This window comes from Pseudanabaena mucicola FACHB-723 (genome assembly GCF_014696385.1).
GTDB lineage: Bacteria > Cyanobacteriota > Cyanobacteriia > Pseudanabaenales > Pseudanabaenaceae > Pseudanabaena.
Map to the genome: position 1 here is coordinate 1 of NZ_JACJQB010000017.1, position 13,000 is coordinate 13,000.

At 42.1% G+C, this 13,000-nt stretch carries 12 protein-coding genes; 5 read left to right on the forward strand and 7 right to left on the reverse strand.

Annotated elements, in window-relative coordinates:
- Positions 1 to 178: 178 nt before the first annotated feature.
- The 3 genes from lysA (at position 179) to uppS (ending at position 3,375) form a co-directional block, all read left to right on the forward strand.
- Positions 179 to 1,597 (forward strand): diaminopimelate decarboxylase, encoded by a 1,419-nt coding sequence (gene lysA, locus H6F41_RS09960; protein WP_190403331.1) that lies wholly within the window; start codon positions 179 to 181, stop codon positions 1,595 to 1,597.
- Positions 1,598 to 1,744: 147 nt separating this feature from the next.
- Entirely contained in the window at positions 1,745 to 2,635 is an 891-nt protein-coding gene (cdaA, locus tag H6F41_RS09965; protein ID WP_190403332.1) for a diadenylate cyclase CdaA, read from the forward strand.
- A complete protein-coding gene (gene uppS / locus H6F41_RS09970; RefSeq protein WP_190403333.1) occupies positions 2,632 to 3,375 on the forward strand; it encodes a polyprenyl diphosphate synthase in 744 nt (247 codons plus the stop codon). Before cdaA ends, uppS begins: the two co-directional genes overlap by 4 nt.
- A gap of 43 nt (positions 3,376 to 3,418) precedes the next feature.
- On the opposite strand, the gene H6F41_RS09975 is transcribed toward uppS, so the two are convergent.
- Positions 3,419 to 3,976 carry an HPP family protein gene (locus tag H6F41_RS09975; RefSeq protein WP_190403334.1) on the reverse strand — a complete coding sequence of 186 codons (558 nt, stop codon included), beginning with the start codon at positions 3,974 to 3,976 and terminating at the stop codon, positions 3,419 to 3,421.
- 289 nt (positions 3,977 to 4,265) lie between these two features.
- Positions 4,266 to 5,978 (reverse strand): diflavin flavoprotein, encoded by a 1,713-nt coding sequence (locus H6F41_RS09980; RefSeq protein WP_190403391.1) that lies wholly within the window; start codon positions 5,976 to 5,978, stop codon positions 4,266 to 4,268.
- Positions 5,979 to 6,155: 177 nt separating this feature from the next.
- Here H6F41_RS09980 and H6F41_RS09985 point away from each other — a divergent pair, with 177 nt between their 5' ends.
- The gene (locus tag H6F41_RS09985; RefSeq protein ID WP_190403335.1) at positions 6,156 to 6,650 is read left to right on the forward strand and encodes a phosphoribosyltransferase; all 495 of its coding nucleotides are present in this window, start codon (positions 6,156 to 6,158) and stop codon (positions 6,648 to 6,650) included.
- 276 nt (positions 6,651 to 6,926) lie between these two features.
- Here the strand turns inward: H6F41_RS09985 and H6F41_RS09990 are convergent, their stop codons facing one another.
- From H6F41_RS09990 to H6F41_RS10005, 4 genes are all read right to left on the reverse strand, one after another.
- Positions 6,927 to 8,117, reverse strand: a complete 1,191-nt coding sequence (locus tag H6F41_RS09990; protein ID WP_190403336.1) for a cation:proton antiporter — start codon at positions 8,115 to 8,117, stop codon at positions 6,927 to 6,929.
- A 56-nt stretch (positions 8,118 to 8,173) separates the two neighbouring features.
- Positions 8,174 to 10,840: a DNA methyltransferase gene (locus H6F41_RS09995; protein ID WP_190403337.1), complete on the reverse strand. Its 2,667-nt coding sequence runs from the start codon at positions 10,838 to 10,840 to the stop codon at positions 8,174 to 8,176.
- Between the two features lie 101 nt (positions 10,841 to 10,941).
- Complete coding sequence (locus H6F41_RS10000; RefSeq protein ID WP_190403338.1) at positions 10,942 to 11,448, reverse strand: hypothetical protein; 507 nt, start codon at positions 11,446 to 11,448, stop codon at positions 10,942 to 10,944.
- A gap of 62 nt (positions 11,449 to 11,510) precedes the next feature.
- Positions 11,511 to 11,744, reverse strand: a complete 234-nt coding sequence (locus tag H6F41_RS10005) for a chlorophyll a/b-binding protein (protein WP_190403339.1) — start codon at positions 11,742 to 11,744, stop codon at positions 11,511 to 11,513.
- A 242-nt stretch (positions 11,745 to 11,986) separates the two neighbouring features.
- On the opposite strand from H6F41_RS10005, the gene rsmG reads away from it, so the two are divergent.
- The gene (gene rsmG / locus H6F41_RS10010; protein WP_190403340.1) at positions 11,987 to 12,670 is read left to right on the forward strand and encodes a 16S rRNA (guanine(527)-N(7))-methyltransferase RsmG; all 684 of its coding nucleotides are present in this window, start codon (positions 11,987 to 11,989) and stop codon (positions 12,668 to 12,670) included.
- On the opposite strand, the gene H6F41_RS10015 is transcribed toward rsmG, so the two are convergent.
- Complete coding sequence (locus tag H6F41_RS10015; RefSeq protein WP_190403341.1) at positions 12,631 to 12,891, reverse strand: DUF6761 family protein; 261 nt, start codon at positions 12,889 to 12,891, stop codon at positions 12,631 to 12,633. The two genes, rsmG and H6F41_RS10015, sit on opposite strands and share 40 nt — an antisense overlap.
- Positions 12,892 to 13,000: the final 109 nt, after the last annotated feature.

The window sequence follows — 13,000 nt, forward strand, 5'->3', positions numbered from 1 at the left end:
AAGTGGCTCAATTAGTCTCACAGTAATTAGTTCGGATATGGTGATTCTTAGAATCTTCCCATTAGTTCGGATATGTGTAAATAATTCTGCATGGCTACTTACAAAGCATATATGGCGCTTTGCACCTTATTTTTTTATAATAGCTTTAGAAAGCTTTGCAAAATTTTATTGGTACTTAATGACAACTGTTTTACCGAGTCTTCGTGAAGATGCGATCGCAACCAGTGCAATAGGCAATGTTGAATCTAGCCTAGATAAACTATCTCCTAATCAACAACTTCTGCCGTTAACTGCCGTAGTTAATTCCCATGATCACCTCGAAATTGGTGGTTGTGATGTCGTTGAATTAGTACAGCAATATGGTTCTCCGCTTTATATTTTGGATGAAGTCAGTCTGAGAACTGGTTGTCAACAATATCGTGATGCTTTTACAAAGCATTATCAAGGCAAAGCACAGGTCTTGTATGCTTCCAAAGCTTGGAGTTGCCTTGCAGTTTGCGCTATTGTTGGCGCAGAAGGATTGGGCATTGATGTCGTTTCCGCAGGTGAAATTTTAACTGCTCTTAGATCTGGCGTTTCACCGAGCTTGATTTATTTCCATGGCAACAATAAATCCGTAGATGAGCTGATCTATGCCCTAGAGTCTAACTGCACGATCGTAGTAGACAACTGGCATGAGTTAAAAAATCTGGCGCGTCTTGCTGAAGAACAATCCATCGAAGCCAGCTTCGCAGCACCAAGGATCATGTTGCGCTTGACCCCTGGTATTGAATGTCACACCCATGAATATATTCAAACGGGGCATATTGATAGCAAATTTGGCTTTGATCCCAATGAAATCGAAACGGTATTCGCCTTTGTTGCTGATTCTAAACTCAATTGCATTGGCATTCACGCCCATATAGGCTCCCAAATTTTTGAACTGCAACCACATCAAGATATTGGTGGTGTAATGGTTGAGTGGTTCAAGTTGGCGGGAGATAAATATGGCTTAAAGTTCACTGAGCTAAATATTGGTGGTGGGTTAGGAATTCGCTATGTGGAATCCGATGATCCACCTAGCATTGAAGACTGGGTGAAGACTGTATGTGCAGGTGTCACTGATGCTTTTAATCATGCAGGTTTAGCTTTACCCAAATTACTCTGTGAACCTGGACGCTCATTAGTGGGGGCAACTTGTGTCACTGCTTACACGATTGGTGGTAGTAAAACCGTGCCTGACATTCGCACCTACATCACCGTTGATGGTGGTATGTCAGACAATCCTCGCCCAATCACCTATCAATCCAAGTATCGCGCTGTGGTTGCTAATCATATGAGTGCTGCCTTGACTCAAACTGTGACGATCGCAGGTAAGCATTGTGAATCAGGCGATATTTTAATTAAAGATATCCAAATGCCTGAAACTCAGGCTGGTGATACACTTGTTGTCTTCGGCACAGGAGCTTACAACTACAGCATGGCATCCAATTACAATCGTTTGCCAAAGCCTGCGGCAGTTGTTGTCAAGGGTGGTGAGTCCAGCTTGATCATCAAACGGGAAACTCGTGAAGATCTATTACGTCAAGACTGTTTGCCAGAAAGACTGCGTCAGTAGTCGCATTGCAACATGAGTGTTGTTGTTACGCTTTTGTGAGTTCAACAACCAATCCAATAATGACTTTCAAAACTAAAAATGGCTATGCCATTTTTAGTTTTGGTATAAGTGCTGTATATTTTTCAGTTGTGAACGAGAGGGCTATGGATGCAGTGGTTTATCAACATCAACTCAATTGCATTCATCACAAGGATGATCGATATCCTTGCTGTATTTGGATTGATCTACTTAATGCTGTCTCTCAGCAACGATCGCCGCACTTTGTTGATGGTGCGCGGCATTATTTTCCTTCTCATTGCTAGTGTTGTTAGCGATCGCTTTGGGCTCAGATTACTTAACTTTGTTCTTGATAAACTATTAGTAGGCGCAGCCGTTGCCATGGCCGTAATTTTGCAACCAGAATTGCGAAGGTTTCTAGAGCGGCTAGGACGAGGAGATTTACTTTCCTTAATTCAATCCACAACTAATCGTCGGTCTCCTGTAGAAACTGACTCAGTGGTTGAAGAGGTTATTGATGCTGTGATTGAACTATCTCAAAATCGGACGGGAGCATTGATGATTGTCGAGACGGGTGAACCGATTGATGATCGCGATTTTTCGGTGCCAGGGGTACGCCTGAACGCTTTATTATCAAAGGAGCTATTGCATACAATTTTTCAAACCTCAACCCTGTTACATGATGGAGCAGTGTTAATTCGTGAGGATCGTATTCTTGCTGCTGGTGTGATTTTACCAATTTCTGAAAGAGCAGCTTCAAGGGAGATTGGGACTCGACATCGGGCGGCTATGGGCATTACCGATCGTGTTAGAAATTGCTTTTGCATTGTTGTCTCTGAAGAAACAGGTTCAATTGCGATCGCAGAAAATGGCATATTAGATCGTCCCTTATCGAGCAGCCGCTTGCGTGAAATATTAGAAACTAAGCTGGGCAATTATCGTCCAACAACATTAGGAAGAACCGTACCAAGATTTAACTGGCTTTTGTCAAACTTAAATCTCAAAAATATAGTAAGTCGAAAATCGTCAGAAAAGAAATGACTGCTAAGCTATTACAAACTTTGCCACCTGATCTCGACCGCCAACGCCTACCCAAACATGTTGCCGTAATTATGGATGGCAATGGTCGCTGGGCAAAGCAAAGGGGATTGCCAAGAATTGCTGGACATAAGCAGGGGGTCGATGCCCTTAAGGATTTACTGCGCTGTTGCAAAGATTGGGGAATTGCTGCACTAACAGTCTATGCTTTTTCAACGGAAAATTGGAGTCGTCCTGCCCAAGAAGTTGATTTCTTGATGGTTCTATTTGAGCGGATGTTGCGCCGTGAACTGGATGAAATGTGTAGTGAAGGGGTACGCATTTCCTTTGTTGGCGATCTCGATACTTTGTCTGATTCTTTGCGATCGGAAATTTTGCGATCGCAAACTGCTACAGCCAATAATCAAGCTATTCATTTCACAGTGGCAATCAACTATGGCAGTCGTCGTGAAATCGTCAGAGTTTGCCGCCAAATCGCTGAAGACGTTCTTCATGGGGATATTAAACCTGAAAATATTGATGAAAATCTGTTTGAGCAGCATCTCTATACCGCAGGAACTAATCATCCCGATCTCCTAATTCGTACTAGTGGGGAAATGCGCTTGAGTAATTTTTTACTTTGGCAAATGGCATATACAGAGATGTATTTCACCAATACCCTTTGGCCAGATTTTAATCGCAAAGAATTTCATCTGGCTTTAATCGATTACCAAGAACGTGATCGTCGATTTGGTAAAGTCTAAAAAATATTTAAAAACTAAAATCTCACGTAGTGAGATTTTAGTTTTACAACCAATGTTTTGGATAAGTGCGGTCTTCAGCAAAATTATTAAAGATTACAGCGCATGTTACCAGAATTATTGAGCCTTCCAATGTCGGTGTGACGAGAAATTGCCAGTTAGGTTTAGTCATCATGACGACTAGAGCCACTGCACCTGAAGGAGGATGTAGGGTATTAGTAATTTGCATTGTGGCGATTACTGTGGCTACAGCTAAGCCCATGGACAAAGGAGAAGATCCAAAAATACTGAGAATCGTCAAGGCGATTAGCGCCGCTAAGAGATTTCCCCCGATCACATTGCGAGGCTGCGCGAAAGGACTTTCAGGTATGCCGAAGATTAAAACACTAGTAGCTCCAAAGGGAGCCATGATCAAAGGAGAATTGCTAATTGTCGCTAAATATGCCGTTATGGCGATCGCACAGCAACTGCCGAACCAACTCCAAAAAACATGCTTGCGATGTGGTCTTTCAATCGGACAAGTGATGGGACACGATCGCCATCTGCCAAAAAGTTTAAACCAGTAAGTCTGCCATTTTGATTGTAATTTTCGGAAATTCAACATGGATGGATGAGAAATATGGGAGTAAAATGTTATAATTCTTTGACATTTTACTCTCAAAATCAGAAATTTAGTTCTGCGAATGTAGCGATTTTTACAGATTTTTTGTGCTAAGTTATATGCCTTTAATTAAAAATAGATGGCTTAGCGAAGTCTCAGCTCTATTTTTTATTTGAATTATCTATAAGTAAATTGGCATAATTAAAACCCTAAAACCTGTAGCGCACACGCTGCGTGCGTCACAGGTTTTAGGGTTTTATATTTAATTGCGCCCAGTTGCTTAATCAATTTTTTAGTAATGATTACCAATTTTGCGGTGATGGGCAGCAGTCAGCGAATCAGGTTTAGAAACTCGACCTTCTTCCGCGATCGCATAGATAATCCAATGATCACTGCATTCCATTCTACTCATGACTTCACACTCGATAAAGGCAAGAGCATCAGTTAGGATTGGTGCGCCAAAGGACGATAACTGAGTCTTGACTCCTTCAAAACGATCAGCGCCGGGGGCAAATCGTTTTAGAAAATGTTGCATCAATTTGGAATAATTACCATCTTCGAGAACATTTAAGACAAAGCGATCACCCACCTGCATAAACGATTCGATCGCCCGATCCTTTGCTACAGCAACGGTAAAGCCAAGAGGTTTGAAACTAGCTTGAGCCACCCAAGAAGCCAACATCGCGCTACGTGCGCCGCCTTTAGCCGCCGAGATAATATACAAACCACCTGCTAAACGCCCCAAAGCTTTATCAAGATCGGCATCAATTGCCTTTAGTTGTTTGATATTTTGCTTACGGGTGAGTAACTGTCCCATATCTGTACCAGCTTCATCACAGGTTTGGTAAGTCGCTTCGTTAGGATTTTCGCGAACACGAATAGCAGGGAAAGCATTAACCACCCCCAGATCCTTAAATCGGTTATTTAGCAGATCAATGGATGAGTCTTGATCACCGTGAGGTTCATACAGACCGATTACTTGCTTTTCACTTGCTGAGGCAAGAATTGCGCCGATCGCAGTTTCCACATGACTATTCGATGCAGGGGGCGTGCAAACAACCAAGCCTGACGCATGACCAACTAATTCCCGTAATTCCTGTAAGTCAATTGCCTTGAGATCAACCATTTCTACGGCAACACCAGTTTTGGCAACCCCACGGGCAATAGATTGCGATAAGCGATCGCAATATCCATAGTCTGACACATAGCAAACCACGACATTGGTTTCACCCTTGGTTTGCGCTTGACTCCATTGGCGATAGTTTTCCGTTAGTTCTTTAACGTTATGTCGTAGCAAAGGTCCATGCCCATTGGCAACGATTTCCGCCTGTGGCAATTCATCCATCCGCTTCATGGCCGAGATAACCGATCGCGCATTGGGAGCCATCAAGCATTCATAATAAAAGCGATAATCGGGAGTAATTCTCTTTAGATCCTCGTCGTAGACAGCATCACTGCAATAGTGCATTCCAAAAATATCGCAGGTATACAGGATCGATGTCCCCAAATCAAAGGTCATCATCGTGTCTGGCCAGTGCAGATTCGGTGCATTCACAAACTGCAAAATGTGACCATTACCTAAATCAACCTGATCACTATTTTTGACAACCTGCTGCTTAAACGGCTGATTGATCAGCTCACCCAAGAATTGCAATGCTACCTTTGTCGCCACCACGGTGACATTGGGCGCTAACTCCAAAATTTCCTTCACCAATCCGCTATGGTCTGGCTCGGTATGGCTAATTACTAAATAATCAATCTGTGCAGGATCGATTTGCTCTTTGATTGTTTTGAGATATAGCTCACGAAACTTAGCATGGGATGTATCGACGAGAGCTAGTTTTTCGCCACGAATGATATAGGAGTTGTAAGTAGTACCATTTTGCAAACCAAATTCTATATCAAAACGATCTCGATCCCAGTCTAGCGATCGGATTGTGGTTGTGTCTGCGGCAATCTCAGCAACCTGAATTGTAAGTCTCTTTTCAGAAGGCTTTTCGGTCATTTCTGCATTAGACGGAATCTCAATAACAGCTACCACAGTTTTGTCTCCCTATCTCGTTTTTATCTCCCTCCAGTCTAATCCCTACTTTTAAACAAGTCCAATTGAATGTCCTGATTGGTATTATAAATAAGTAGAGGGGTCGCTAGCGACCCCTCTACTTATTTATGATTTGCCACTATGTCAGACCTTTACATTTCATGGGACGAATATCACGCCAAGATTGAACTTTTGGCAGTCCAAATCTATCGATCACAATGGGAATTTGATCAAATTCTTTGTTTAGCTAGGGGTGGCTTACGCATCGGTGACACGCTCTCACGCATTTATAACAAACCTTTGGCGATTCTCTCGACTTCTTCCTATGGTGGCAAAGACTTTCAAGAACGTGGGAAATTGACGATCGCAAATAATATCACTATGACAACAGCGACACTAGGCAAGAAGATTTTGCTAGTAGATGATTTGGTGGATTCGGGTGTAACCCTTGCCAGAATTCTTGAATGGTTAAAGGAACATGAAGAGTTTGCAGTTACTGAAGTGCGATCGGCAGTTATCTGGTTTAAGGCTGTTTCTATCGCCAAGCCCGATTATTATGTAGACTTTTTATCCGACAATCCTTGGATTCATCAGCCTTTTGAGAAATATGAAAAGATGAATCTCGGTGAACTATAAGCTTTGGTTGGTGTGTAACATTTGTTGAATTAGAGCATTTGATAAAAATGCCAAACCTATATCAGCATTTTTTTATAATCTATGCTTATTGTTTTTTCTCCAACAAATATGAAACACTGCCCAATATATTATGGTCAACCTTCCCGAATAGGCGATCGCAGCCGCAAATAACAGGAGCTTCTTTAAGCTTAGAACAAGATCAGCCCAGTTACTTACAAGTTACTGGGCGCAATTAAATATAAAACCCAGCGCTAATTATGTGATTTGCAAACATGTTTATTGCGTTAAATCTGGAATCTCTCCCATCGCCTTAAGCATCGGCTGCATCGTTAGCCCTTGCACAAATACCGAAAAGGCAACTACTCCAAACGTAACCGTAATAATTTCCGTGCGGTGGGGGATCTCTACGGGTAGTCCTAAGGCTAGGGCAAGCGCTAAAGCACCACGCAGACCACCCCAAAATAGAGCATGTTGATGGGTCATTTTTATCCGCAAATCCGACCAAGAGAATAGCGCACATAAGGGATAGATTGCTAAAGCTCTACCAAGTAATACCACTGCGATCGCAATCACAATTGGCACAATAAACAGACCAAAAGATTCTTGAGATTCTTGAATGCCAATCAAGATGAAAATTAAAGAATTAACTACAAAGGTCGCATATTCCCAAAATGCTTCTACGGACTTGCGTCCGCGATCGGAAATAGAGCCAAGAGAACCTAAATTTCCGACCATTAGCCCTGCCGTTAGTGAGGCAAGTACGCCTGAACAATGAAAATATTCAGCAAGAAAAAAAGAACCATAGGCTGCCACGGTTGTGAATGTAATCTCAACTAGGGGATCTTCAGTTTGCCCTGCTAATAGAAGCAGTCCACCTGCAACGATCGCACCACTGAGAATACCGCCACCAATGGTTGTGACTAGCAACATAACCGTGCTAGATAAATCGGTGGGTTGTCCCATAGCAAAGGCAACTGCGATACCAAAACCCACGGCAGCCGTACTGTCATTAAATAGACTTTCTGCTTCTACCAATAGCCTTAGACGACCTTCTACACCTGTCTCCTTAAAGGTGGCAATGACCGCTACAGGATCAGTTGCTGTGATTAGAATGCCAAAAACCATCGCTATTTGCCATGACCATCCTGCTAGATAGTGCATTCCTGTGGCGATAACTCCTGCGGACAACAACACGCCCACCGTAGCAAGGGTTAGTACAACCAGAAAATCTTCTTTTAATTCTTGCCATCGAATATAAAACGCTGCCTCAAATACAAGGGCGGGCAGAAAAATTACAAAAATTAGTTCTTTGGATAGTCCGACATCGCTAGAAAAAGGAATGAAGGCGATCGCCAGCCCCGCGATCACTAAGCCAATGGTATAAGGAATCTTAATTAGTCTTGCCACCATCGCTACAATCGCCGCGATAAATAGAAAGAACTCAACTTGCTCAATATTTAAATTCATATTTGGCTGTTGGTGATGTTCAGCATGACTCTGGTTCTATTCTAATGAGCGTATCTTTACTCTTGTGCTGCGATCGCTTGATTAAGGTGCAGTAGCTTTTCGAGTAGGTCGTCACTGTCGCTAAAGCCGTAAAGTTGCATTACCAGTTTGTCGAGCTTGGCATGAAGTTTATAGAGTTGGCTAGCGGGTTCGTGAAAATATTCGTTATAAAGTTTGGTGATACCCCATTGTTTGCTCTCCATCTGCTCTGTGCGATATTGATGTAGCTCTTGCATCGCGGTGCGAATTTTAGCGACTAGAGGACTAGTTTTATTTTGTGGAAATGGGAATGTCTCGAAGCAAGTGTTATGGGTATAGCGTGTTGTTTCGCCTAATGATGAGCTTTGAGCTTTTACCCATAGTCTATGAGCTTGTGATGTCAAAATCCCAAGCTTATAGAAATCATCAGAAGCGAAAACTATATTCAAGTCACCTGCTAACCAATTTTTAGGAAAAGGAATAAAAACCGCCCATTTAGAAACTCTTGGCACTGCAAAGGCAAATTCTAAAGGTGCGAGTGCTTTTCTCATTGCTTCATTAGTACGTTTAAATCGCCACCATTTCTCTCTCATGACAGCTTCACGATTATTTTCACGCTCAGGTTTAACATTTGTTTTTACATGAGCAAACGGTAATTTATATTCACTGACATCTTCTAAAGCAAGATTAGAAAAGTCGATAATCCATCTCTCAGGTTGACCATGTGGATTTGATGCTAAGTTATCTCCCATTGAAAAAAGTTTGAGAACTTCTTGATTTTTAGGATCTGCTTTAATCCATGCTTTAACTTTATCTTCAGTCACGATAAATCCTTTACCTACAGGAATTACACCTTGAAAACATTGATTTGAATTTGCTTTGAGTTTTGCTGCTTTAGTTACATCTATTTCAGCTTTTAGCGATGAATTAATAAATAAAACTTCTTTACTATCGAGAAATTTACGACTGGTTTCTTGCTTACACCAATTAACAATACTCACATAGACAGCCGCATCACCAGACCATTCTTGACTTGATACAGCATCATGAATAACACCACCATGATCGACTGCATACTCTAGCGAGACTTTACGGCTTTTACCTTGACTAATTGAGTTTGTACCAACTAAACCAGCTCTAGTATTTTCTGAAAGCAGATCATGAGTTAGGCGAAACCAGTAAGCACAAAAATCTACATCTTTGATATCTGGAAACTTAGCAAAAATGCGATCAATGTACTCATCACTGAGATTTAACCTCATGTGCTTTGCGCCCAAAAATGGCGGGTTGCCAATAATTGCATCAGCCTCAAACCAATCCGAAAACAAAGCATCCTGACAAACAATATTTTTATCCAACGTATCCAAAGGTAAAGCAGGTTCAGATAGACCATGCTTATCGATCGCCACTTTACGAGCGATCATCAAAGTTACCCTAGCCAACTCAACCGCAAACGGGTTTATATCCATGCCAAAAAACTGATTAGGCGTAACTAACCCCATTTGGACTTGCTGCGAGATTGTTTTTTGCTTACTGGCTAACTTGGCTAATAACATCACCTCGATCCGCTTTAGCTCTTGGTAAGCAAGATATAGGAAGTTTCCAGAACCACAGGCAGGATCTAAAACTCGATAGGCTTGTAACTCTAACTGCAAAGCATTGAGATCAGCGATCGTATTCGCCGCGTCGATCTTCTCTTCCCAATACCGTGTGATTGTCGGTACGACAATCTTCATGATGTCCACTTCAGACGTGAAATGCATCCCCCTTGCATGACGTTCCTTAGAGTCTGAAGTAGCCTCAAAAATACTGCCAAAAATAGCAGGTCTAATTTTGCCCCAATTTTCTCTAGCCGCTGTATCTAAAATTTTTAATTCTTCATAATTTAATTCGATTGGATAAATTTCTGCAAACAAACCACCATTAAAATAATCAACACCCTTATAACGTCCTGCGGGTGTAATGCCCTTAAGGTTCATCTCTTGAAATAAACGACCCAAAAGATCGTAAGAACTTTCCCCATTGAGGCAATCTTGCACACAGGCAACAAACAGATCATCAGGCAATAGCCCCCGATCTTCTGCAAACATCGCTAACACACATTGCAAAATAAACTTTTGAGCAATTAGCTCTGTAAACCCATCCTTAGCGGCTCTAGTCTTAAGTAACCGATAAAGCTCTCCTAACCTTTTAGCAGTGTTGATCGTCACCTCAACCTGATTATTTCTAAATACAGGTGTCGTATTGACCGCAATTTCCATAAAGCGAAACGCACTAGACCGATCTGGTAAGTCAGCGATCGCAATAGTATCTACAGGCGTATCAACTTGCAGATTAAAGTCATAAATCCAAAACTCATCAAAATTGCATAGCACTACATATCTGGGGCGATCGGGTACAAGATAAGTCCAATATTGAAAAGCTTGCGAATAATGCTTATTGAGATCCTCACCCCGTTTTTTCATCTCGATCAAAACGCCGCCCTTGCCATTACTCTCAGGACGTTTCCAGACTAGATCGGCAAAGCCCGTCTTCCCCTTAGCACTACCCTTTTTAACCCTTTGCTCATACACAGCCCCCGCTTCAATCGCGCCCTTATGATGAAATGCTTGAAAAAAACGATCTAAAAATATCTGAGATTCTGACTTTTCATCACCATTTAAAGTGGCATGGAACTTAACAAAGTCTTGGAGAGCATCGGGCATTTTGATTTTGGCTTGCTTTAATGCATTCAGATATTAATCAGGTATTAAATTAACACTTCTGCCATGCGATCGCAAATTGACTTAATCAATTTACCCTCAGTCTACCAAGATAAAAATGCCGCTTCAATGCCTTGTTCACGCTTAATCTTGGCATCTCGCTCCACCCACTTGAGGATCTGTTCTACGGTCAAGTCTTCAATGTGAGTGTTATAAGACTTCGCGATCGCAATTAATGCTTGCATCGCCGAAATTACCATGCGGGTGAGAAATTTTTCATGACTGGAAAGATTGGCAGGTGTAACTTCATCCTGCCGCGTATCCGCAAACTCCAAATCAGCATCAGGATGAGGCGAAGCCCATTTCAAAAAAGCTGCCTCTTCACCTTGCTCTTTGCGTATTAATGAATCTCGTTCAATCCATAGCACAATCTGTTTAGCCGATAGATCTTCTCCGTGAATTTGGATGTCTTGGGCAATTTTGGTGATGATCCGCAAAGAGGAAATGGTGATGCGGGTCATGAATTTTTCCATAGTTGACAGCAGAGCGCCATCAATGGCGTGAGCTTCCGCTAAGGTCAAAAACTGCATGGGATCTTGGGATGTTGTCATAAAGTCACCTTCACACAATAAATGCGGGGACACAACGTGTCCCCGCATTTATTTGATTTTGCTTAACCGATAATTTGTAACAAACCTTTGCCAGTTACTAGCTCAATTACAATCAAACCGACAAACCCTAACATTGCCAAGCGACCGTTGATTAGCTCAGCATATTCAGTAAATCCAAAGCGATTGCTGCTTTGCTCATCAACATACATTTTGGGTTCGATTGCCCAGTTGTTCAAAATGCCACGATCGTCTTTAGTAAAGGCTGTGCGAGGCTTGGTAGTAGTTTGTTCAGTCATGAATGTTTACCTTGTGTAAGTCTTTAAATTTTTATTTTTATAGCTAGCAAACTAGGACAAATCTTGAGAATTTACGATCAAAAACCTGACTCTTTACAATTGCTTAGTATTGCTACATGAATCTTAATCTCCAAACAATCTTAGCGCTTAATGCCAAAAATCCACAAATATCCAAGGAGGTAGATTGCGATCGCTAGTAAAGTAGAGATCGCGCAAAGCGCAGTATTTACTTGATCTTTTTTATGTCCCACTTTTCCCATTTATGTGACCATTGGCAAACCACCCTTAACTGGTTGCCAACCCCTGAGCAACTTGCCCAATTTGAAAAGCTATACGAATTGGTTTTAGAGGGCAATAGTAAGCAAAATCTCACGCGGATTACGGAACCAGATGATTTTTGGGAAAAGCATTTATGGGATTCTTTGCGTGGTGTATTAGCTTTTTGGGATCGCGAAAATATTAAGGTGATCGATATTGGTACAGGCGCAGGCTTTCCGGGGATACCGATTGCGATCGCAAAACCATCATGGCAAGTCACCTTAGTTGATAGCAAACAAAAAAAAGTTGCCTTTGCCGCGGAAACAATTGAAAACTTACAGCTACCGAATGCCATTGCCCAGTGGGGGCGTGGAGAAGACATTAATAAACTTGCACAGTACAAAAAAAAGTACGACTTGGCGGTTGTACGGGCAGTGGGCAAGCCAGATCTTTGCGCGAGCTATTGTTTGCCATTTCTAAAAAGAAGCGGCACAGCAGTCCTATATCGTGGTCAATGGCTACCCGAAGAAAGTGAACAGCTAGATATCTTTTGTAATCAGGAAGAGTTACAAGTTGTCAAGCAGGATCGCTTTCAAACTCCACTTACAGAGGGGATTCGGCATAGCGTTTATCTCTCACCGCGATCCACCTCCATCTCGAATTCGTAGGGGGAGGCGAAGTTAGAGGAGTCATACAAAAATCGGATGACTTCTTCTTCGAGGCGGTGAATGTTATGCACTTCCATGGCGTTGGCAAAGCGCAGGGCCGATAAGTAACCATCTAAAAAGAGTCTCATTTCATCGGTCGTGCGATAACCACGTTCTGACATTTCGACTAAGGAGTCTGTGATCTTTTGGTAATGACGAATGGCGATCGCGTCTTGAAGCATAGGTCAAGCTGGAATAACTACCGTCTTAGGTGGATTTGCTGAGGTAATAAAATGGTTCCCCTCTAATCCTAGCTAGCGATCGCTAGTTAAGAAAATTCAACTTTTATGA